The sequence below is a fragment of the Enterocloster sp. OA13 genome (assembly GCF_022440595.1).
Classification (GTDB): domain Bacteria; phylum Bacillota; class Clostridia; order Lachnospirales; family Lachnospiraceae; genus Enterocloster; species Enterocloster hominis.
Genome location: NZ_JAKNTF010000001.1, coordinates 4,406,100 through 4,427,622, shown reverse-complemented (window position 1 = coordinate 4,427,622; position 21,523 = coordinate 4,406,100). Strand labels below are relative to the sequence as shown.

At 52.8% G+C, this 21,523-nt stretch carries 19 protein-coding genes; 17 read left to right on the top strand and 2 right to left on the bottom strand.

The window, feature by feature from the left end; all coding sequences use genetic code 11:
• Positions 1-110 precede the first annotated feature (110 nt).
• From MCJ35_RS19620 to MCJ35_RS19600, 5 genes are read left to right on the top strand one after another with little or no spacing between them, the layout of a single operon-like run.
• Positions 111-905 carry an HpcH/HpaI aldolase family protein gene (locus tag MCJ35_RS19620; RefSeq protein WP_025485747.1) on the top strand — a complete coding sequence of 265 codons (795 nt, stop codon included), beginning with the start codon at positions 111-113 and terminating at the stop codon, positions 903-905.
• Positions 906-948: 43 nt separating this feature from the next.
• Entirely contained in the window at positions 949-2,040 is a 1,092-nt protein-coding gene (locus MCJ35_RS19615) for a tripartite tricarboxylate transporter substrate binding protein (RefSeq protein WP_025485748.1), read from the top strand.
• A gap of 18 nt (positions 2,041-2,058) precedes the next feature.
• Complete coding sequence (locus MCJ35_RS19610) at positions 2,059-2,535, top strand: tripartite tricarboxylate transporter TctB family protein (protein ID WP_025485749.1); 477 nt, start codon at positions 2,059-2,061, stop codon at positions 2,533-2,535.
• Positions 2,536-2,545: 10 nt separating this feature from the next.
• Positions 2,546-4,045: a tripartite tricarboxylate transporter permease gene (locus tag MCJ35_RS19605; protein WP_025485750.1), complete on the top strand. Its 1,500-nt coding sequence runs from the start codon at positions 2,546-2,548 to the stop codon at positions 4,043-4,045.
• Positions 4,046-4,059: 14 nt separating this feature from the next.
• Positions 4,060-5,508, top strand: a complete 1,449-nt coding sequence (locus tag MCJ35_RS19600) for a four-carbon acid sugar kinase family protein (RefSeq protein WP_025485751.1) — start codon at positions 4,060-4,062, stop codon at positions 5,506-5,508.
• Between the two features lie 20 nt (positions 5,509-5,528).
• On the opposite strand, the gene MCJ35_RS19595 is transcribed toward MCJ35_RS19600, so the two are convergent.
• Positions 5,529-6,755, bottom strand: coding sequence for a M23 family metallopeptidase (locus tag MCJ35_RS19595; RefSeq protein ID WP_130790305.1), 1,227 nt, complete (start codon positions 6,753-6,755; stop codon positions 5,529-5,531).
• Between the two features lie 480 nt (positions 6,756-7,235).
• Between MCJ35_RS19595 and MCJ35_RS19590 the strand changes: the two genes are divergently transcribed.
• From MCJ35_RS19590 to MCJ35_RS19550, 9 genes are all read left to right on the top strand, one after another.
• Entirely contained in the window at positions 7,236-8,270 is a 1,035-nt protein-coding gene (locus tag MCJ35_RS19590; protein WP_025485753.1) for a LacI family DNA-binding transcriptional regulator, read from the top strand.
• Between the two features lie 15 nt (positions 8,271-8,285).
• Complete coding sequence (locus tag MCJ35_RS19585; protein ID WP_240299622.1) at positions 8,286-9,776, top strand: YjjI family glycine radical enzyme; 1,491 nt, start codon at positions 8,286-8,288, stop codon at positions 9,774-9,776.
• A 61-nt stretch (positions 9,777-9,837) separates the two neighbouring features.
• Entirely contained in the window at positions 9,838-10,812 is a 975-nt protein-coding gene (locus tag MCJ35_RS19580) for a nucleoside hydrolase (protein ID WP_240299621.1), read from the top strand.
• Between the two features lie 34 nt (positions 10,813-10,846).
• A complete protein-coding gene (locus tag MCJ35_RS19575) occupies positions 10,847-11,329 on the top strand; it encodes a nucleoside 2-deoxyribosyltransferase (protein ID WP_025485754.1) in 483 nt (160 codons plus the stop codon).
• On the top strand, positions 11,329-12,852 hold the full coding sequence (locus tag MCJ35_RS19570; RefSeq protein ID WP_155858472.1) for an ABC transporter ATP-binding protein: 1,524 nt from the start codon (positions 11,329-11,331) through the stop codon (positions 12,850-12,852). Before MCJ35_RS19575 ends, MCJ35_RS19570 begins: the two co-directional genes overlap by 1 nt.
• Before the next feature lie 3 nt (positions 12,853-12,855).
• Positions 12,856-13,959, top strand: coding sequence for an ABC transporter permease (locus tag MCJ35_RS19565; RefSeq protein WP_008719459.1), 1,104 nt, complete (start codon positions 12,856-12,858; stop codon positions 13,957-13,959).
• Positions 13,956-14,912, top strand: a complete 957-nt coding sequence (locus tag MCJ35_RS19560; protein WP_025485756.1) for an ABC transporter permease — start codon at positions 13,956-13,958, stop codon at positions 14,910-14,912. Before MCJ35_RS19565 ends, MCJ35_RS19560 begins: the two co-directional genes overlap by 4 nt.
• A gap of 24 nt (positions 14,913-14,936) precedes the next feature.
• Positions 14,937-15,524, top strand: coding sequence for an AAA family ATPase (locus MCJ35_RS19555; RefSeq protein WP_025485757.1), 588 nt, complete (start codon positions 14,937-14,939; stop codon positions 15,522-15,524).
• A 2-nt stretch (positions 15,525-15,526) separates the two neighbouring features.
• A complete protein-coding gene (locus MCJ35_RS19550) occupies positions 15,527-16,717 on the top strand; it encodes a BMP family ABC transporter substrate-binding protein (RefSeq protein ID WP_227797080.1) in 1,191 nt (396 codons plus the stop codon).
• Positions 16,718-16,907: 190 nt separating this feature from the next.
• Here MCJ35_RS19550 and MCJ35_RS19545 read toward each other — a convergent pair whose 3' ends face one another.
• The gene (locus MCJ35_RS19545; RefSeq protein WP_240299620.1) at positions 16,908-17,897 is read right to left on the bottom strand and encodes an Rpn family recombination-promoting nuclease/putative transposase; all 990 of its coding nucleotides are present in this window, start codon (positions 17,895-17,897) and stop codon (positions 16,908-16,910) included.
• 341 nt (positions 17,898-18,238) lie between these two features.
• On the opposite strand from MCJ35_RS19545, the gene MCJ35_RS19540 reads away from it, so the two are divergent.
• The 3 genes from MCJ35_RS19540 to MCJ35_RS19530 all read left to right on the top strand — a co-directional run bounded on the left by MCJ35_RS19540 (position 18,239) and on the right by MCJ35_RS19530 (position 21,511).
• Positions 18,239-19,648, top strand: coding sequence for an ABC transporter substrate-binding protein (locus MCJ35_RS19540; protein ID WP_025485758.1), 1,410 nt, complete (start codon positions 18,239-18,241; stop codon positions 19,646-19,648).
• 158 nt (positions 19,649-19,806) lie between these two features.
• The gene (locus MCJ35_RS19535) at positions 19,807-20,697 is read left to right on the top strand and encodes a carbohydrate ABC transporter permease (RefSeq protein ID WP_025485761.1); all 891 of its coding nucleotides are present in this window, start codon (positions 19,807-19,809) and stop codon (positions 20,695-20,697) included.
• Entirely contained in the window at positions 20,687-21,511 is an 825-nt protein-coding gene (locus tag MCJ35_RS19530) for a carbohydrate ABC transporter permease (RefSeq protein WP_008719450.1), read from the top strand. The genes MCJ35_RS19535 and MCJ35_RS19530 overlap by 11 nt, the downstream gene beginning before the upstream one ends.
• The last annotated feature ends 12 nt before the right edge of the window (positions 21,512-21,523 follow it).

Here is a 21,523-nt window from a genome sequence, read left to right as displayed (position 1 = left end):
TTTTTGGTGCGTCTCAGAGATTGGCACGGAACTTGCTTTATATAAGGACAGATGCCAGGTCAGATATCAGTGGCTGTATCTGGCTGATATGAATCAGGAGGATGATGAAAATGCTGAGAAGAGGAGAAGCTTTCCGCAACAGGGCCAAACGCCTGCTGGCGGAGAAAAAGAAGCTGTCAGCTGCATGGCTTCAGGCAGCCAGTCCCATTACTGCCGAGATCATGGCAAAGGCCGGATTTGACATATTGATGGTGGACATGGAACACGGGCCAGGGGACATAATGAACCTTATAAGCCAGATGCAGGCTATTTCCCATTATGAGGCAGTACCCTTTGTGAGGGCGCCGTGGAATGACTTTGTGACGATTAAGCGGATATTGGATGCAGGCGTAAGCGGTATACTGGTTCCCTATGTAAACAATGCTGAGGAGGCGGCAAGGGCGGTGAGCGCATGCAAGTATCCCCTGGAGGGGATCAGGGGCATTGCCCCCAGTCCAAGGGCAGGGGGGTATGGCATGAACCAGAGGGATTATCTGGATTATGCCAATGAAGAACTGGATGTGCTTGTGGCCGTGGAAACCAAAACAGCGGTGGACCACATTGAGGAGATCGTGGGCACCAATGGGCTGGACGGTATCTTCATCGGCCCCATGGATCTGGCCACTTCCTTTGGACATTTCTGCAATCCCGGGGACGCGGAGGTGCAGGAGGCCATCCGCAGGGTGGAGGAGGTTGTGCTGCACTCTGATAAATTCCTTGCAACGGTGGCGGGGAGTTTTGAGCAGGCCAGGGGATTGTATGAAAAAGGATACAGCATGGTGGTCATGATGTCTGATACCACCACGCTGGGGAAGATGGCACTGGAACAGGTGGACCGGTTCAGGGAAACGTATCCACAGCGGTAAACAGGCACTGATGATAAAACACAAGGAGAAGGAGATTGAGAGTATGAAGAAAAATATCATGGCAGTCACATTGGCAGCAGTCATGGCAATATCCATGGCAGGGTGCGCAGGGAGCAAGCCTGCGGAGACAAAACCCGCAGAGACAGCGGCAGGGACAACAGCAGATCCTGCCGGTGAAGACAAGGAGGCGAAGGAGCCTGGAAGTGCAAAAGAGGAAGGGGAAGCTGCGGCTAAGGCGGATTTCCCTAAAAAGCCCATTCAGATCATATGCCCTGTTAAGGCGGGAGGGGATACGGATTATAATACGCGCGTCATTGCACAGTACCTCTCAAAATACCTGGGAGTGAATGTGGTGGTGACCAATGTGGAGGGCGGGGCGACCATCCTTGGCATGCAGCAGGTCCTGGACGGGGAGCCGGATGGGTATACCATGGTCATCAACGGACTGGATGCGTATATCCCTAACATGATGGGAACAACGGATATTGTGATTGACAGCTTTAAGACCGTGGGAATCCCGCTGTTTGATAATACAACGGTACTGGTAGCCAATAAGGCCTCGGGATATGAGAACATTAAGGACGTGGTGGAGCGCACCCAGGCAGCCCCGGGCACCATTGAGTATGGCATGAAGATTGGCGCGGCAAACCAGGTTTACGGCATTGCCATGAACACGGAGTGGGACGCCAGGTTCAAACCCATGGACATCGGAAACAATGCCGCCAAGATGACGGCGCTTTTAGGACAGCAGACAGATACGGCGGTCCTGGCATATGCGCTGGCAAAGGATTATTTTGCAACAGGGGAATTCCAGGCGCTCTGCCTGCTGGGGAGTGAAAAGAATGAACTGCTTGCGGATGTGCCCCTGCCTTCTGAGTATGGTTTGAAGGACATTGACTGCAGCAAATGGTTCTGGCTGGGCGTGCACCCGGATACCCCGGACGAAATCGTGGATATCCTGTCAGATGCCCTGAAGCAGGTAACTGAGGACCAGGAATTCGTAAAGACAATGGAAGAGAATTACCTGACTGTCAAATATATTGCGAAGAAGGAAGCCCAGGAGTACGCTGACAGATTCTATGAGGAAACACTGGTGCCGTATAAGGATGAGTTCCTGGCAACCAGCAGCAAATAGGCTTGGGAAGGAGGCAAAATGTCACATAACAAAAAGGAAATACTATCAGGCGTGATATTTTTTCTCATTGCAGTTGCTTTGTATGCAGGTTCCTATGCCATTGTTGTCACCACCAATGACGCCATGGGTCCGCAGTTTTTCCCGAGGACAGTGGCTGTCATCATGGGGCTGCTGGCCGTGGTGCAGGTGGCGGGGGGCCTGAAAAAGGAGAAGAAGGAACAAGGGGATGAGGGAACGGGGGGCTTTAATGCAAGGGCGGCAGCTACCATTGCAATCCTTTTTGCCTATGCCCTGCTGGTGCAGACCGTGGGATTCATCATCATGACGGCCCTCTATCTTATGGCTCAGATCCTGCTGCTTCTGCCTGAAAAACGTTTGAAGTCCAGGAAGGGAATCGTGATAACGGCGGTTGTGTCGGTTGTGACACCCATATTTATCTATGAGCTGTTTTACCGCGCATTCAGCATTTTCCTTCCCACTGGATTATTAGGATAAGGAGGAAATCATGCAGCTAATTGAAGGATTTATGGCAGTGCTCCATCCTGTGACCCTGTTTCTTATCATCGGAGGCGTGGTTGCCGGGATTGTCTTTGGCGCCATACCGGGCTTATCGGCATTTACGGCTCTGGCATTGTTCCTGCCGATTACATTTGGCATGGAACCGGTTAACGGCATTGCGTTTTTGATTGCTATCTATGTGGGCGGTCTCTCAGGAGGGCTGATTTCAGCAATCCTCCTGGGGATTCCCGGAACCCCGTCCTCCATCGCCACCTGCTTTGACGGCTATCCCATGGCCCAAAGGGGGGAAGCCGGCAAGGCTTTGGGGACCGCCATTGTTTTCTCATTTGTGGGCGGCATATTCAGCGCCCTGGTACTGACTTATCTGGGACCGGCCATTGCGGGGGTGGCGCTGAAGTTTGGGCCCTACGAGTATTTTGCGGTAATATTGTTTGCGCTTACCACGGTGTCCGGACTTTCAGCGGGCAATATCAATAAGGGGCTCCTGTCCTGCCTCCTTGGCATCGGGTTTTCCTTTGTGGGAATTGACCGCCTTAGTTCCTATACCAGGTACACGGGCGGTATATCCAGCCTGGCTGCGGGATTCAACCTGGTTCCGCTGCTCATCGGCACCTTTGCGGTATCCCAGATAATCGATACCGCCGCCAAAGGCCCCACGGCCATACAGAGGGCGCCGTCCGCCAAGGTCAAAGGGTTTGGGTTAAGCTTCAGGGAATTTGTATATCAGCTGAGAAATGCCATCCCCGCGGCGTTCATAGGCCTGGCAGTGGGGATACTTCCCGGGATTGGAGGGAATGCCTCCAACCTCCTGGCGTATGCGTTCTGTAAAAAACGTTCCAAATATCCGGAAAAGTTCGGAACCGGGATAATGGACGGCATCGTGGCATCGGAGACAGCCAACAATGCCACCATCGGAGGCGCCCTGATTGTCCTTCTGACCCTGGGTATCCCTGGGGATAATGCCACCTCCATGGTGCTGGCCGGATTCCAGATCCACAGCATCACCCCCGGCCCGCTGCTGTTTAAAACAAGCGCTGCCCTGGTCTATGCGCTGTTTGCGGCATTTATCATCGCCAACCTGGTGATGATGGTATCCGAGCTTCTGGGGCTTCCGTTGTTTTCCAAGGTCTTAAGCATTCCAGGCTCCTATCTGCTGCCTGTGGTGATTGCCTGTTGTTTTGTGGGTTCATTTTCAGCCAACAACCGTATTTTTGATATACTGGTCATGGTCATATTCGGGCTGGTGGGGTATATCCTTAAGCGCTGGGAATACCCGTTGGCGCCCATGGTGGTGGGATTCATCCTGGCGCCCCTTCTGGAGGAAAATGTAAGACGTTCCCTGATGCGCACCGAGGGCAGTTTCCTTCCCATCCTGTCATCCCCCATTGCCCTGGTGTTCTTCATCCTGACAGCGGTCATGGTGGTGCTGTCTGTGCGAAGCGAGCTGAAGGACAGGAAAAAAAGACGTGGGGTGACGGCCCCATAGAGGAGGAGACGGATATGGATAAGCAGTTATACTATGATGATTTACCCTGGAAGGATGGCCTGGATTCACAGGCCATCCGGCTTTTATTAAAGGAGGAGGCAGGGAAGGACAGACATAAGATCGTGGTTTTGGATGACGACCCCACGGGCGTGCAGACCGTACATGATGTTCCTGTGTATACGGACTGGAGCCGTGAGAGCATCCGCCGGGGATTCCTGGAACAGGGGAAGATGTTCTTCCTCCTGACTAATTCCAGAAGCTTCAGCGAGGACCGGACCCGGCAGGTACACCGGGAAATCGGGCAGGGACTGGCGTCGGTAAGCCAGGAACTGGGAACCGGTTTCGTGGTGGTCAGCAGGGGGGACTCCACCCTCAGGGGACATTATCCCCTGGAAACACAGGTGCTTAAGGAAACGCTGGAAGCCTGCACCGGGGAGGAAATCCACGGGGAGATAATCTGTCCCTTTTTCAGTGAGGGAGGCAGGTACACATACGGGAATGTGCATTATGTGAAAGAAGGGAACCGGCTCATCCCGGCAGCCATGACGGAATTCGCAAAGGACAAGACCTTTGGCTACCAGTCCTCGGATTTAAGGGAATATATTGAAGAAAAAACCAAGGGGACATACAAAAAGGAAAATGTGGCGTGCATATCCACCGGACAGCTGAGGGCCATGGATTTGGACGGGGTGGAACAGCAGCTGATGTCGGTGGCGGGATTTGGGAAGGTAGTGGTGAATGCGCTGACCCCCCTGGACCTTAAGGTGTTCTGCATTGCGCTGTACCGGGCAATGGGACGGGGCAAACGGTTCCTGTTCCGGACCGCGGCAGGTTTTGTGAAGGAATTTGCGGCAGTGGAGGACAGGGGGCTTCTCACCGGCAGGGAGGTCATGGGAAGCGGCAGGGAGGTCATGGGAAAATGCGGCGGGGCAGGTGGTTTGATCCTGGTGGGGTCCCACACACAGAAAACCACGGCACAATTGGAAGCTTTAAAGGAAGTGCCGGGAATCCGGCTGATTGAGTTCGACTCAGACAAGGTGACGGATGATGCCGCCATGGAAGAAGAAATCAATTCAGTCATAAAACAGGAGGAGGCATACATCAGCCAGGGGATAACCGTTGCTGTATATACCAGGCGCCGCCTCCTGTCCGTAAAAGGCGATACGCCGGAACAGGCGCTGGAACGTTCGGTCAGGATATCGGAGGCGGTACAGCAGCTGGCAGGACGGTTAAGGACGGCTCCCGGTTTTATTGTTGCAAAAGGAGGCATTACATCCAGCGATGTGGGCACAAAGGCGCTTCATGTAAAACGCGCCTGGGTCCTGGGTCAGATAGGGCCCGGCGTGCCTGTGTGGCGGACCGGGCCGGAAAGCAGGTTCCCCGGCATCCCTTATATCATTTTCCCGGGGAATGTGGGAGGGGATACCACGCTGCGGGATGTGGTGGAAAAACTTATGGGCTAAGTGTCCGGGAATTCAACAGCCTATTCCTCATGTGAGGCTGACGGCGCAGGAGGCGCTGCCTCGGACGGCGTGGCGGGTACCAGGGGATCCTTTGTCTGGTAAAGACGTTTCCATTCCTTGGTGCCCTCCACTTTTACTGTCTCGCTGCGGTTCATGTTCAGGAACTTCACAAGCTCGTAGCAGCTGACCCATATCTCATTGTTGCTCTCTTTCTGGGATTCGTCAAATATCAGCTCCAGCCCGAAGTGGAGGTGGGGCTCATCGATATTGTTGGTGTTCTCGGTGCGGCTGTATCCGGTGCGCCCAAGATACCCCACCACATCCCCGGCCTGGACCACGGAACCTTCCTTAAGGCCTGACTGATAGGGATAGTTCTTGCGCAGATGGGCGTAATAGTAGTAGCGTTTGTGGTCAAAGCTGCGGATGCCCAGCCGCCAGCCGCCGTACTGGTTCCAGCCCATGGCTTCCACGTAGCCGGATTCCACCGCAATGACAGGGGTGCCCACCTGTCCCATCATGTCGTGGCCCAGGTGCTGGCGTTTGAAACCATAGCTTCTGGATACCCCGAAGTCGTCAAAGTCGCTGTAGGGAAACCCTTTTGCAATGGGGGAAAATGCCTTCAGCCCGTATTTTGTCACCCAGACAGTGGCAGGGTCGCCGGGAGCGCCTCCGGCCACACCTGAGGGAAGATAGGCCGCAGGCGCCTCGCTGGACGGTATTTCAGCCTGGAACTGGCCTACCATGCCGTCTAACACGGCGCCGTAAGCTTCCCTGTAGTAAGTGTAATATTTCATGTCTTTTGTCAGTTCTTCCATGGTGGTCTCACCGGTTTTCAGCTTCTCAGCCACGGCTTTCATGTGCTCCGGCTTATATTTGCTGAAGTCACCGCCGTACCTGGCCCCAAGATAAGCTAAAAGGTCCACCCAGTTCAGGTGCCTTTCTGCCTGGCAGGTGTCCACATCGTAGCGGAAGGCCTGGTTCATGGCTTCTGCGGTCACATGGAACTCCACCCACTTGATGTACTCTTTTTTCTTTTCCTCCTTGCCGTCCTGGCCAGGGGTCCCAGCGTCCTCCAGAGGATTGATATAACCTGCAAGCCTGGCGGCCTGGCTCATCACGGCCTGGCCCGGGTCTGTCCTGTACAGGAAAATGCTGAGACACAGCACGCTGAGGGCTGTCATTTCCACATAGATGACAGTCTTTGTACTGATATGTAAATGCTTCCTGAGCATGTCGATGAATTTCATGATATACCGCCTCCTGACAAGGGGCCCCATATGAAGGGCTTCTATGTTAATTTTATGATGGTTTGGGCGGGAATATGACCGTGGCCCCATACCCCGGCACAGGGGAGGCGGGGAGGGGAGGAAGTTCAGATGCACCCTGGATGTTGTGAAATACGTAAAAATCAGAGAGGACAAAAGAAAAAAATATACAAAATGCATAATTACTATTGAATAATACCGTAAACTATGCTAAAATCATGATTGAAAATGTGTAAGCGGTTACCTATAGGAGGGAGCATGTTGCCGAATCCTCCAGATTAATTGAAATACGTCTCATAACTGCCATTTTACTCAGTAAAATTACAGGAGGGGGGACGATTTTAAATGAAAATGTGTAAACGGTAACATATGTAAACGCTATCATAAAACGGATGACAGGAACGGTTGCAAAGATAGAATTAATATATAGATGGAATTATTACAGAAGGGGGAGAGGCTGATATGACAATATCCGATATTGCAAGGCTGTCAGGGGTTTCGGTTGCAACGGTATCGCGTGTGATTAACAACAAAGGCTATGTGAAGGATGAGACCCGCAAAAAGATTGAAGCAGTAATCGAAGAGCATGGATACAGGCCCAACGCAGTGGCCAGGAGCCTGACGCGCAATGACACTTCCATGATTGCCGTGATCATGTCAAACAGGCTCAATCCGTTTTTTGCCAATGTGCTGGATGCCATTGAGGAGCAGGCAGCCATGCAGGGATACAGTATCCTGTTCTTCAATACCTCTGAGGACAAGGAAAGGGAGCGGAATGCAGTGGCCCAGGCCATGGAACACCGGGTGTCGGGAATCCTGCTGCTGCCGGTCATTGAACCGGATGTGCGGACGGAGGAGCTTCTGTGGAATGCAGAGGAATCCGGGATTCCGGTGGTCCTGATTGACAGGGATTTCCAGGACGGTGATTTTGACATCGTGCTCATAGATAATAAGAAAGTGGTGTATGACGGTGTGGAACTGCTGATTGAGTCAGGGCACCGGGATATAGGGATCATCACCTGTCCGGAAGTGGTGAAAAAGGGCAGGACAAGGCTGGAGGGATACATCCAGTGCCTGAAGGACCATGGGCTTAAGATAAGGGATGAATATATCTACCCAGGCGATTTTGATGAAAAAAGCGGATACCAGGCATGTGAAGCCTTCCAGGGACTTGCCAATCCGCCCACGGCCGTGCTGGCAACCTGCAGTTCCTGTACCCTGGGCTGCATCCGCTTTATGAATGAGCATAACCTGCTGCCCGGGAAGGATCTGGGGCTGGTGGGGTTCGATGACATTTCCCTTCTCAATTCCATTGGATATGAGCTTACCGTCATGGACAGGCCCATGCAGGAAATGGGGGAGATTGCCTTTGGGCTTCTGACGGACCGCATGAAGGGGCCGGATACGAAAAAACGCCGCAGGGAAGTGATGCTGCGGACCAGGCTGATCATCCGCGGCAGCGAGAAGTGGCAGGGCGCCCCGGAGGCTGTATTTTAATTAGGAGGTTTGTTTATGACGCAGGGAATTGAAGAAACCATCAAAGGCATATTATCGGATCCAAGGCTTACATATCCCCAGAGGCTGACAGCCCTGGCCCAGGCGGCCGAGAACACGCCGGACCCGGTGCCCCTTAGCAGGGAGGCCCAGTGGTTTGTGGACAAGGGCATTGTGTTTGACATGGGGGAGGGCAATGCGCCCTACCGTCCAAGGTATGTGCTTCCCGACTATGATAAATTCATGAAACAGGGCAGCAGGTTCCTGATGCTGGATCCGCCCCGGGACATATGGGACGCGGTGTCCAACCTTTTAATCCTTTACAGGCATGTGCCTTCCGTCATCGGGGGTCCTGTGTACATCGGCCATATCGACCGGCTGCTGGAGCCTTTTGTGAGGGATGAGGAGGAGGCCAGGCATGCCATCCGTATTTTCCTGACCCATGTGGACCGGACCATCAGCGATTCCTTCTGCCATGCGGATATCGGTCCTTATGACACAAGGGCGGGGAGGATCATACTGGAACTGTCGGCGCAGATGCAGCGTCCGGTTCCCAACATGTCCCTGATTTATAACGGGCATACCACGGATGACTTTGCCTGCATGGCCATTGAGACAGGACTTATCACCGCAAAACCCAGTTTTGTCAACGATGCCATGTATACGGCTGACTGGGGACCGGATTATGCCATTGTGAGCTGCTATAACGCCCTTCCCATCGGCGGGGGCGGCCTGACCCTTGGAAGGCTGGATATGAGGGCCCTTGGGGAGGCGGCGGAGGGCAGGGAGCATTTCCTTAATGAACTGCTGCCGGCAGCAGTGGCCGCCCAGTGTGAGCAGATGGACAAACGGGATACATATATATTTGAGGAGGCGCGGTTCCTTGAGAATACGTTCCTCAGTGATGAAGGGCTGATCCATAAAGATAAGTTCGTGGGCATGTTCGGGCTGGTGGGGCTGGCCGAGTGCGTGAATACGGTGTTAAGGCTCCAGAAGCCTGAAGAGCGCTATGGCCACGGCAAGGAGGCAGAGGACTTCGCGCTTATGGTCCTGGACCGGATCCATGACCAGGTGGCTTCCTACAAGCCCAGATACGGCAGTTTTGCAATGCACGGCCAGGTGGGGATTTCCACGGATACCGGGGTGACCCCCAACACCAGGATACCGGTGGGGGAGGAGCCGCCGCTGCCAAAGCAGCTTATGTTTACCGCCAGGACCCAGAAGCATTTTGCGGCGGGAATCGGCGAACTGTTTCCATTTGAGGAAACTGCAAGGAAGAACCCCATGGCGGTGCTGGATATCATAAGAGGCGCTTTTGATGAGGGGATGCGGTATTTTTCATTCTATTCCAGCAATTCCGATGTTGTGCGCGTAACCGGTTATCTGGTGAAACGCTCGGACATGGAACGGTATGAGGCGGGGGAGGCCTGCCTGGGCAATTCCACCGTGCTGGGAAGCGGGGCCAGCAGGGGACTTCATATATTTGAACGCAGTGTGAGGAAGGTCTGATTGGTCCGGTTTTGAGCGGATGCCATAAGAGGAAATTCATCTAAGAAACCGGGGGTTTAACATGGGAAAAAAGATATTATACAGCTGTGACACGGGAATCGACGACGCGTTGGCCATTGCCTACCTTCTGGCCCAGAAGGAATGCGAGGTGGTAGGGATAACCGTATCCTACGGCATGGGGCATATCGGCAATGTGTACCGGAATACCAAGGCGGTGCTTAAGCTGTTTGGCAGGGAGGATATTCCTGTGGTCATGGGAAGTGAGACGCCTCTGAGCGGTATTCCCAATGATTACAGCGGAGGAAGCCGTTTTCACGGGTGCGAGGGCCTTGGGGGCGTGCTGGGACCAAGCAGCCCTGAGGACTGTGCAGGGGCAAGGCCGGGGGAAGCCACGGACTTCATCCTTGGTATGATTGAGCGGTACGGCAGGGAGCTGTACTGGGTTACAAGCGGTCCTCTTACCGACATTGCCAGGGTGCTGAGAAAGGACAGTGCCACAGCAGGGAATGCTGGGGCTGTCTATGTGATGGGAGGGGCCATTGCCTCCCCGGGCAATACCGGAACGTATACGGAAGCGCTCAGCGAGGCCAATGTAAGGCTGGACATCCCGGCCACGGCCGAGGTGCTGGATTCCAGGCTGCCGGTTGTGCTGGTGGGGCTGGACGTGACGCGCAAGACACTGTTCAGCTTTGAGGACCACGAACGCTGGCGCGGCATCGGCACCAGGAGCGCCCTGTTCCTGTACGAGGCCCTGAAGCATTATTTGGGCGCGTACCGGAAGTTCCATCCATATCTGGGCGGATGCGGGCTTCATGACCCGCTGGCGGCCGTGGCGGCCGTGCATCCGGAGATACTGACCACCATTCCCATGCATATGATGTGCTTTACGGAAGGCCCGCAGGCAGGGAAGACAACGGAGAACGTGCTGCGGTGCAATGACAGGAAGTATGAGATGAGTGCAGCGCTGTTTGTGGACGTGGAGGCATTTTCAGAGGAATTCTTTGGAAAAGTGGAAGCGCTTTTGCGGGAACATTAAAGCGGGGCTTGGGGATAGCCAGGGAGGAGTGTGTATGGACCGGATCTATGTGGCTGGATTTGATGTGTTTTATCCGGACTGGAAAGAAAAACGGTATTTTGTGTACCAGGAGCTGTGCAGTAAATACGGATTTGAGATGCAGGCCCAGAAGGCTGCTGCTGATGAGGGGAAGACACTGGGGGAGCGGATATTCCTTAAGAATATCCATTACCTGGACAGCTGTGATTATGTGGTGGCCAACCTCAATGCCTTCCGGGGTATGGAGCCGGACAGCGGGACCTGCTTTGAAATCGGGTATGCCTATGCCCTTGGGAAAAAGATATATGGCTATCTGGATGACGGGCGGACCATGCTTGAGAAGGTGGGGGCCAGGGCTGACGCAGACGGATTTACGGTGGAGGATTTTGATTTGCCGGTGAACCTGATGCTTGGCTGCAGCATGACAGTGATACCGGGGGACCTGGAGCACTGCCTGAAGGAAATCCGGGAGCGGGAAGAGGCGGAAAGGAGAAACTGATGGAACATTTGCTGGAAGTAAAGGACGTAACAAAGATTTATGAAGGCGGCGTGCTTGCCAACCACAATGTGAATTTCACGGTGGACGAGGGTGAGATCCATGCGCTGGTAGGCGAGAACGGGGCAGGTAAAAGTACGCTGATGAAAATGCTCTACGGCCTGGAGAGCATTACCTCCGGCCATATCTACATGAAGGGGCAGGAGCTGAAGCTGCAGTCCAGTAAAGAGGCGATTGAACACGGCATCGGCATGGTGCATCAGCACTTCATGCTGGTGGATTCCCTGACAGGGGCGGAGAACATGATGCTGGGACTGGATAAGACCAGCTTTGTATCCAACAAGAAGCGGGACATCCAGATTACGGATGAGGTGGCAAAGAAGTATAATTTTGAGATTGACGCGTCCAGAAGGGTCAGGGATATGAGTGTGGGGATGAAGCAGAAGCTGGAAATCCTTAAAATCCTTTACCGCAGCGCCAAGCTGATCATCCTGGATGAACCCACCGCCGTGCTGACGCCCCAGGAGACAGAGGAGCTGTTCGAGCGCCTGCTGGAACTGAAAAGCCGGGGCATGACCATCATTTTCATATCCCATAAGCTCAATGAGGTGAAGCGCATCAGCGACAGGATCACGGTCCTTAAGGGCGGGGTTACAAAGGGTACATATCTGACCAGGGATGTGTCGGAGGAAGACATATCCAACCTGATGGTGGGCAGGGAGATATCCTTTGAGTATGATAAGGAAGATGTGAAGCCGGGGGAGCCTGTGTTAAAGGTGGAGAACCTGGTATATGTGGACAAGTTCAAGATTCCCAAGCTTTCGGGCGTAAGCCTTGAGGTGCACAAAGGGGAAATCGTTGGGATCGCAGGCGTGGAGGGCAACGGACAGAGCGAGCTGATTTCCATCATAACAGGAAACATGCGCGCCCTGGAAGGGAAGATATCCCTGAACGGCAGGGATATAACCCACGAATCTGTTACCAATATCCGTAAGAACGGCATGTCCCATGTGCCCGAGGACCGTATGATTGAAGGGTGCGCCCCTGAGATGAGCCTTCAGGAAAACCTGATTGTCTCCAACATCGACACCTTTGCCAATAAGTTCGGCATGGTCCAGGCGGGCCGGGTAAAGGAGCACTGCCAGGAACAGATCAAGGAGTTCATGGTCAAGACAAAGGATGAAAACCAGTCCATCGGAAGCCTGTCAGGCGGAAATATCCAGAAGGCCATTGTGGCAAGGGAGTTTAAGGCGCCCAGCGACCTGCTGGTGCTGAACCAGCCCACCCGCGGCGTGGATGTGGGGGCCATCTCCTTCATCCATTCAAAGATTCTGGAAATGCGCAGCCACAACAAGGCCATCCTTTTATCGTCAGCAGATCTGAATGAGCTGATTTCCCTGAGTGACCGGATTCTTGTCATGCATAAGGGAAAGGTGGTGGGTGCCCTTAGCAACACGCCAAAGGTAACCGAGCAGGAGCTTGGGCTCTACATGCTTGGCCTCAAAAAGCAGGAGGGGTTGGGATAAATCATGGAGAAAATAAAATCAAATAAAAAACGATTTGACATAATGGATTATTTCAGTGTCATGAGAATCGGCGCAGCCCTGCTGCTGTCCATCCTCATTGTATTTACCATCATCTTCTTTGTGAGCCAGACACCGGGGCTTGCCATCCAGAAGCTGATGCTGGGACCATTGGAGACCAAGAGGAGCTTCTTCAACGTTGTGGTGCGGGCAATCCCCCTGGTGTTTACCGGACTTGGCCTGACCCTGTGCTTAAAAAGCGGTATCTTCAATATCAGCTCTGACGCATCCTTTTACATGGGGGCTGTTGTCGCCAGCGCAATCGCCATTGCCTGCCCCCTTCCAAACGGCCTGCACCAGCTGGCCCTGATTCTGGCGGCAGCCGTGGTGGGCGGCGTGATTTCCATGCTTCCTGTCATTGTGAACAAATATACCAAGGTAAACCCGGTGGTGCTGGCCATCATGGCTAATTCCATCTTCTACTATTTCGGGCTTTCCATCATCAGCTCCTTTTTCCTTGAGAAGAGCGGAAGCTGGGGAAGCTATAAGTTCCCGGACCATGCAAAGCTGGGAACCATGATTAAGGGCACCACCCTCCACTATGGTTTTGTCATTGTCATCGTGGTGACGCTGTTCGTCATCTTCCTGATGAACAAGACCTCCTTTGGATATAAGGTGCGTGTGACGGGAAGCAATCCTGCGTTTGCAAAGGCTTCCGGCATCAAGACTGGTTTTGTCATCCTGATGGCGCAGTTTATCGGCGGGGCCATTGCAGGAATGGGCGGGGCCATTGAGATTGTAGGTGTCTATAAACGTTTCCAGTGGCAGTCCCAGACCGCCTATGTGTGGGACGGACTTCTGATTTACATGCTTGCCAACGGCAACCCCACCTTCATACCCCTGACCGCGTTTTTCATTGCGTACCTGAGGGTTGGCGCTGAAATCATGTCCAGGTCCACGGACCTTGACCCTGAGATCGTAACCTTCTTACAGGGAATCATCATCCTTCTGGTTGCATCCCAGCGGTTCCTGTACTTTATAAAGAAGCGGCATGACCAGAAAATGTCCCTTAGACAGGCAGAAGCAGAAGAAGGAGGTGCAGCGGCATGATGGAGTTCTTTTTATCACCGACATTCTGGAAAACAGTGCTGGCAAGTACAACACCGGTTATGCTTGCAACTCTTGCAGCCAATATGATGACAAAGTCAGGCATATTCAACCTGGCAATCGAGGGAACCATGCTGATCTGCGCGCTCACCGGCGTCATTGCCAGCGCGTTTACGCAGAACCTGTGGATCGGCTGCCTGACGGCCGTGGCCATGGGCGTGATCATTTCCTTCATATTCGGGTATTTTGCCCTGGTCATGAAAGGCGCCATGAACGCCTGCGGTGTTGCGGTGAACCTGATAGCAACCGGAGGGACCGTATTCGTGCTGGTCATGCTGACCGGAAGCAAGGCAAATTCCAGCGCGCTGAAAAGCCTTACCTTCCCGGTTGTGAATATCCCGGTGCTTAAGGACATCCCGGTTCTGGGAACCATATTCTCCGGGCAGAACCTGGTGACCTACATAGCATGGGCCATTGTGGCAGTGACGGCGTGGATGCTCTATAAGACAAAGCTGGGCATCAACATCAGGGCCGTGGGTGAGAACCCGGCGGCTGCCAAGGCCGCGGGACTGAGCGTGTTAAAGCACCAGTTCGCAGCCCTTGCCATCTGCGGCGTATCCTGCGCATTTGGCGGCATGTACCTTTCCATGGGCGCCCTTAAATCATTTACAACCGGAATGGTGGCGGGAAGGGGATATATGTCCCTTGCAATGGACGCAATGAGCCAGGGCAATCCCATCGTGGGCTGCTTAAGCTCCCTGCTCTATGGATTTTCCGATACCATTACCGTGTACTTACAGCTTTACAGTAAGATAGACCTGAAACTGATAGAAGCGTTCCCATACCTGTTCATCATTGTTGTGCTGGTAATCATCCAGTCCATCAGGAAGATGGTGGCGCGCAGAAAAGAGAAGCTTGCAAGCCTGGAACAGTTACACTCTCAACAGGCCGCATGATAAATAACAAGGAGGACAATGAAAATGGCACAGGAATATTATGATCCGTGGTCAAACACAAGAACAAAAAATGGTCTGGAGGCAGACCTGGTTATCTCGGCAATGCAAAAATGCATCAGAAGGGCAGAGGAGGACACGGCCCTGCGCATGGCATATGAGCTTTATATCACATCCACATTCCACGAGGAGAAGATGTGGAACCGTCTGCTGGTAATCTCCGTGGAGGATGTGGGCTTCGGTGACACCCAGGCCCCTGTATTCGTAAAGACCATGTACGACCTTCACAAGGAGTATGCATATATGGACGGCGACAGGCCCATCTTCTTCATGCACGCAATCCGTTATATGTGCAGATGCCAGAAGGAGCGCTCAACCGACCATATCAAGAATATCATCATGAGGGAATTTGAGGCAGGATATGTTCCTGAGATTCCGGAGTATGCAATCGACATGCATACCATTAAGGGCAGGGCAATGGGAAGGGATGTCTTCTATTTCCTGGATGAGGCCAGCAAGGTACAGCCCCTCTGGGATGAGTATGATGATTCCTACCGTTTAAAGCTTTATGAAATGTGTAAAAAAGAAGCAGAACAGAAAAAGGAGGACAAGTAATTATGAAGAACTGGAAGAGGATTGCAGCACTGGCAATGTCAGCCGTAATGGTGGGCGGAATGCTCACGGGCTGCGGCGGAGGCGGCGGCTCCACAGAGGCGGCCAAGGACAATGGGACAAAGGCAGAGGCTGGCGCAGAAGCCGGCAAGGACGCAGGAGAAGCGGCTGCTGACAGCGGGGAGAAGAAGCAGGTTTATGTATTCATCCGTGACAGGGGCGACCTGTCTTACTGGGACAGCATGGCGGCCGGAGGCGACCGCTCAGTGAAGGATTATGCTGACAGGGCGGATGTGCATGTGGTGGAGACCACCGCTGACCTCCAGGCAAACCTGCAGGCCATGTATGAGGCGGCTGACAAGGGCGCTGACCTGATCATCACTGCTTCAGATTTCAAGGACAACCTGGTGGAGGTTGCCAATGAGTATCCTGACATTGCATTCACCATTATCAGCGAGGACGTAATCGACCAGTGTGAGAACAACAATGCGTACGGTGTTGACTTTGCCACAAGCCAGGCAGCCTTCCTGGGCGGCATTGCGGCGGCTGATATTGCTGCCAACGGCGCAGAGGGCATGGACCCCACCAATGTAATCGGATTTATCGGCGGCATGGACGAGTCCCTGGTCATCCAGGAATTCCTGTGGGGCTATATCCAGGGTGCCAAGTACTACAATCCTGACATCAAGATTGTATACAACTACGTAGGCGCATGGAACGATCCTGACACAGCCAAGACACAGGCCATGACCCAGTACAATGATGCTGGCGCGGATGTGATCTTCGCATGCGCAGGCGGTTCCGGCAACGGTGTCCACAATGCTGCAGAAGAGGCCCAGAAGTTTGTAATCGGCGTGGACAGCGACCAGTCCCTGCAGTATGTGGATGACAAGGCCATCCAGGAGAAGTTTGCCACATCCGTCATCAAGGAAGTGGGCAATGCCGTATACAATGTAATCGGCGAGTACCTGGACAACGGCACACTGCCATTTGGCGAGTATGAGATTCTGGGTCTGTCCGACGGCGCTGTAGGCATCGTGGAGGGCGACCAGTTAAACGGACTTCTGTCTGATGAGGGCAAGGCAAAGTTAGAGGAAGCAAAGGCCGGAATCGCAGATGGCTCCATCGAGGTTAAGAGCGCCATCGGCAAGGGACAGGATGAGGTAAAGGCATTTATTAATGAGAATTGCCAGTAAGAGGTGAAATTGGTCCGGGGGTACTGGCTCCCCGGACCTCCCTTTTGGGAGGAAGTTTGGATTTGGGCAGGCAGCCCCTGGTACGGCCCGGCGTAGATGCGCCGGGCGGCACTTGGGGCTGCCTGCCCTTTTTGGTTCTGTAATATGGTGCCGGGGAATGGGTTGACGGAAAGCAATTTTCAAACACGCCCTAATCCTCTGACAATCCGTATTCCTTATATAATATCTTCCGGGCAGACGGACTGCTGGCAGCCAGCCTGGCATCTCCGACCCGTCCATCCTTGAACAGTCTGTCCATCAGGGTTGCAAGCCTGTGCTCTCCTTCGATTTTTCCTTCAATTTTTCCTTCGATTTTCCCATCGTTAATCAATTCGTCTATGGCGATACACACATCGGTTCCCTCCTTTGTATCATTTGAAGATGTTTCCAGAATTTTCAGCAGCCGTTTCTGTTCACCTAAAAGAGTAAGCATGGCCAGCATGGAATCGTCATCCATATCCTGCAGGTCCTTTTGGTGCTGCTTTGCATATCCGTAGAACTTCTGTTTATCTGTATTATATTTTAGCATAGAGAATACGTGCTGTAAACTGGTGCAGAAAAGCTCGGGATGCTCTATGTTGGACGCATCGATCAGATTAATCCGGTAGTCGGGAAGCACCTGCTTTAAAGCAAGGGTTTCTTTCGCGGATGCATCCAGTCCCAGCATGTCATAAAGCGATTTGGGTCCATCCCAGGGTTTGGAGCCGTGATACAGGATAAGGGAAACAACGGGCATCAGCCTGTCCTCCCTGGTGATTCCTGACAGGAACCCGCCGCCGCTTAGCGCATCGCCCTGAATCCGATGGGCCTGCTTCAGGCATTCCATCTGTTCCGTATAATCCAGCGCGTCATACATCATGTTCCTCACCGGCATGCCATAATGGATGGTATCCTGGTTTTCCTCGGCAGCCAATATGAAATATGCCCCAAAGGAGGCCTTTTTAATGATATCCCTCCTGCGCTCCACCACGCGTTTCTTCCCATCCTTATCCAGGATTACAATTCCCTGCTCATTGGGCACGTCAGACAATTGTTCCGGTCTTAAAACCTGCCGGCCTCCAAATACGGTTCCGTTATAGAAATCAGCGAAACGCGCCGGATGGTTCAGCAGCTTCCTCATGTACAGGTTCCGCTCTGCCACAACATCACTCCTTTTCAGTTTTATGGGTTAATGGGTATCGGTAAGGGTAACGATGGCAGAACCGCCAGAGTATCCCAGATCAGAGCTGTTATCAAACATGCTCCGGCAGGACAGGAATATCCTGCGTTATGGAAATCATAGCACAGGATGAAGGCAGATACAAGGAAGGATTCATATCTGTTTCCTAAAATAAATATAAAGAAATATAAATCCACAACTGCCCGGAAAATCCCTTCCGCACAAATAATACCAAGAATTTACAAAACTTCTCTTATGGAATTTACATTCATTCTTTAGGATAGAAAAAGACAAGATTGTGAAAACAAGGAGGAATCAAATCAATGAGGAAATGTGTGAAACGCATATTGGCTCTTACAACAGCAGCAGTGGTTGCGTCATTGGCAGGCTGCGGCGCATCATCCACACAGGGAACGGACGGACAGGCAGCAGCAGGCCAGACCAGCCAGGAAAGCCAGACCACCCAGCAGGCCCAGGGCGGGGAACGTCCTGCCGATGAAACCGCGGGCAAAAGTACGGATAAGACAGTGATTGAGTACTGGCACTGCAATGCAGAGACCCAGGGAGGACTTACGGTTGATGAGCTGGTAAAAAAGTTTAACGAGGGCAACGACCATATTGAGGTGGTGGCAAAATATAATCCGGATATGTATAAGGGACTGATGCAGAACCTACAGGCAGAGGCAGCAGCAGGTAATTCCCCGGCCCTGGTGCAGATTGGATGGGCATTCCTGGACTATTTTTCCAATAACTTTTCTTATGTGTCACCTCAGGATGCAATTGACATGTATGACACGGAAGATAAGACCTTCCTTCAGGATAAATTCCTTCCCAATGTACTGGGACTGGCAGTGGACAGTGAGGGTTCCCAGGTGGGGATTCCCTACTCCCTGAGCAATCCCGTGCTGTATATCAATAAGGATATACTGAAGGAGGCAGGGCTTCCTGAAGAGGGGCCTGCAACATGGCAGGAGGTCAGTGAGTTTGCGGCAGCGGTCAAGGAGAAGACGGGAAAGTACGGATTCTATATGCAGGAACCTGCGGATTTCTGGGCACAGCAGGGCCTGATTGAGAGCAATGGGGCAAGGATGCTGACTGTGAACGGCGGGGGGAAGAAGGAGGCATCCTTTGCAACACCGGAAGGAATAGAGGCCATGCAGCTGTATGCGGATATGGTGAAGGATAAGACGGCCCTTCATATCTCATGGGAAGAAGGCTGCCAAAGCTTTATTGACGGAAACTGTGCAATGCTCTATACCACCATCGCCAGAAGGGCCTCCGTGCAAAAGGGCGCCCGGTTCGATGTGGCAACGGTCAAATCCCCTGTATGGGGAACCAGGGAACGCATGGTGCCTGCCGGAGGCTGTTTCCTGGCCATAACGGCTCAGGGCGAAGACCAGGTAAAGGCAGCATGGGAATTTGAGAAATACCTTTACAGTGTGGAGTCCATGGCTGCCTGGACCGAGGGGACAGGGTATGTTCCTCCAAGGAAGGACGTGGCAGAGGCGGAGAACGGGCTGAAGGATTTCCTGGCGGAAAACCAGATGATGACAGCGGCCATTGAACAGATGGACGGAGTTGTGCCGTGGACCGCGTTTCCGGGGGATGCCGGACTTCAGGCGGAGCAGATGCTTTTGGATATGAGGGACCAGATCCTTGGCGGACAGGTAACTGCCCAGGAGGGAATGACAAGCACCCAGGATGCCATCAACCAGCTGCTTCTGGCCCAGTAGGGCAGATACGTCCGGGACGGCAGATGAGCAGTTACCGGAACGGTTGTCTGACAGTTTCAGGACCAGCAGCCGCAGGGGCAGTGCAGCACACAGACAGGTTTTCAGGCAGATACCTTCCAGGAGGTATCTGCATCATTTGTATATGGAGGTAGAAATCATTGAATCGTGAAGAAAAACGGCAGACCATCCTGGGATATGTATTCCTGGTCCCATCCCTTGCCGTGTTTGCCGTATTTATGTTTTATCCGCTGTTTTATACCATATATCTCAGCTTTTTCGAGTGGAACATGGTAAAGCCGGTGAAGAAGTTCGTGGGCCTGGCAAACTACATATCCATTGTAAAGGACCCGAATTCCTGGAGGATTGCGGGAAATACCGTATTGTATATATTGATTCTCCTGGCAGTGAATTTTGTATTGCCCTATATCCTGTCCTTCATCCTCTCCGCGGTCATCCGGAAAGGCCAGGGATTTTATAAGGCCGTATTCTTCCTGCCCAGCGTCATCTCGCTGGTTGTGGGTTCAATCCTTTATATCTGGATCCTGAATCCGATTTCCGGGCCTGTGGCCCTTGTGCTCAAGGCGTTTGGCCTGTCCCTGCCCTTCTGGTCCAAGACAGAAGGCTGGGTCATTGCGGTGCTGAGCCTTGTGACCTCCTGGAAAGTGTTCGGATATAACTTCATCATCATCCTTGCAGGCGTGTCCGGCGTATCGTCCGAAGTCATAGAGGCTGCCAGGCTGGACAATGTGCCCCTGTGGAAAATATTTAAGGATATGGTGGTGCCCATGAGCTCCGCCACCGGAATCTACGTATTCATAACCACCATTGTCCAGGGGCTTCAGTATGTGTTCACCCCCATCAAGGTGGTGACCCAGGGAGGGCCTAATTACGCCAGCTCCAATATGATTTACATGTCCTACCACGAAGCATTTACCCTGTACCGTACAGGCACGTCCTCTGCGGTTTCCGTGATTACCATGGTATTATTCATCCTGCTTCTGGTGCTGGAGTTCCGGTTTGTGGAGAAGGGGGTATATTATGAAAATTAGGGAAATGCAGCCAGGATGGCATCTCCTTCTTCTGGGGGCGGTGTTCCTGCTTCTGATGCCCATCCTGTTCGCACTGTCCAATTCCTTTAAGACAATGCAGGACGCGTTCAACACCGTGTTTCAGATCATACCGGCCAGGCCCACCCTTCAGAATTACATCCACGTATTCAGTAAACTTCCTTTCCTGCGGATTACGGCCAACACATTCCTGATTGCATCCACGGTCACGCTGTTTAAGACCGTGACCAGCCTGTTTGCCGCGTATTCTTTTGTATATTTTGATTTTAAAGGAAAAGGGGTCCTGTATTTCATCATGCTCAGCACCATGTTCATCCCTTTTACGGTAACAATGATACCTAATTACCTGATGATATCAAAGGCAGGGCTTAGTGACAGGATATGGGGGGTGGCGCTTCCCCAGCTGGCGGATGTGCTGGGAATCTTTCTTCTGCGGCAGTCCATCCGGGGGATTCCCAGGGCGCTGATAGAGGCCGCCAGGATGGAGGATATCGGGAACCTGAAAATCATGAAGGACATTGTCATACCGCTGGTACGGCCCTCCATCATCTCGACCGGAATCATATTCTTTATTAATTCCTGGAATGAATACGTGTGGCCGGTATTGATCCTCAAATCAAAAGAAAATTATACACTGTCCCTGGCATTGCAGATGTATATCAGTTCGGAAGGCGGGACGGAATTTACCATTGCCATGGCCGTGTCGGTCATGACCATGATGATCCCCCTTGCCCTTTATATCGTGTTCCAGCGTTATATCATAAATACCTTTGCCATGTCCGGCATTAAGGGATAAAAGGAGGAAGCA

Bases quoted from the DNA above. Each gene is read 5' to 3' on its own strand.
- MCJ35_RS19570 (WP_155858472.1), top strand. From the start codon at position 11,329: ATGGAACATTTGCTGGAAGTAAAGGACGTAACAAAGATTTATGAAGGC.
- MCJ35_RS19600 (WP_025485751.1), top strand. From the start codon at position 4,060: ATGGATAAGCAGTTATACTATGATGATTTACCCTGGAAGGATGGCCTG.
- MCJ35_RS19595 (WP_130790305.1), bottom strand. From the start codon at position 6,755: ATGAAATTCATCGACATGCTCAGGAAGCATTTACATATCAGTACAAAG.
- MCJ35_RS19585 (WP_240299622.1), top strand. From the start codon at position 8,286: ATGACGCAGGGAATTGAAGAAACCATCAAAGGCATATTATCGGATCCA.
- MCJ35_RS19575 (WP_025485754.1), top strand. From the start codon at position 10,847: ATGGACCGGATCTATGTGGCTGGATTTGATGTGTTTTATCCGGACTGG.
- MCJ35_RS19615 (WP_025485748.1), top strand. From the start codon at position 949: ATGAAGAAAAATATCATGGCAGTCACATTGGCAGCAGTCATGGCAATA.
- MCJ35_RS19580 (WP_240299621.1), top strand. From the start codon at position 9,838: ATGGGAAAAAAGATATTATACAGCTGTGACACGGGAATCGACGACGCG.
- MCJ35_RS19530 (WP_008719450.1), top strand. From the start codon at position 20,687: ATGAAAATTAGGGAAATGCAGCCAGGATGGCATCTCCTTCTTCTGGGG.
- MCJ35_RS19605 (WP_025485750.1), top strand. From the start codon at position 2,546: ATGCAGCTAATTGAAGGATTTATGGCAGTGCTCCATCCTGTGACCCTG.
- MCJ35_RS19620 (WP_025485747.1), top strand. From the start codon at position 111: ATGCTGAGAAGAGGAGAAGCTTTCCGCAACAGGGCCAAACGCCTGCTG.
- MCJ35_RS19610 (WP_025485749.1), top strand. From the start codon at position 2,059: ATGTCACATAACAAAAAGGAAATACTATCAGGCGTGATATTTTTTCTC.
- MCJ35_RS19540 (WP_025485758.1), top strand. From the start codon at position 18,239: ATGAGGAAATGTGTGAAACGCATATTGGCTCTTACAACAGCAGCAGTG.
- MCJ35_RS19560 (WP_025485756.1), top strand. From the start codon at position 13,956: ATGATGGAGTTCTTTTTATCACCGACATTCTGGAAAACAGTGCTGGCA.
- MCJ35_RS19565 (WP_008719459.1), top strand. From the start codon at position 12,856: ATGGAGAAAATAAAATCAAATAAAAAACGATTTGACATAATGGATTAT.
- MCJ35_RS19550 (WP_227797080.1), top strand. From the start codon at position 15,527: ATGAAGAACTGGAAGAGGATTGCAGCACTGGCAATGTCAGCCGTAATG.
- MCJ35_RS19555 (WP_025485757.1), top strand. From the start codon at position 14,937: ATGGCACAGGAATATTATGATCCGTGGTCAAACACAAGAACAAAAAAT.
- MCJ35_RS19590 (WP_025485753.1), top strand. From the start codon at position 7,236: ATGACAATATCCGATATTGCAAGGCTGTCAGGGGTTTCGGTTGCAACG.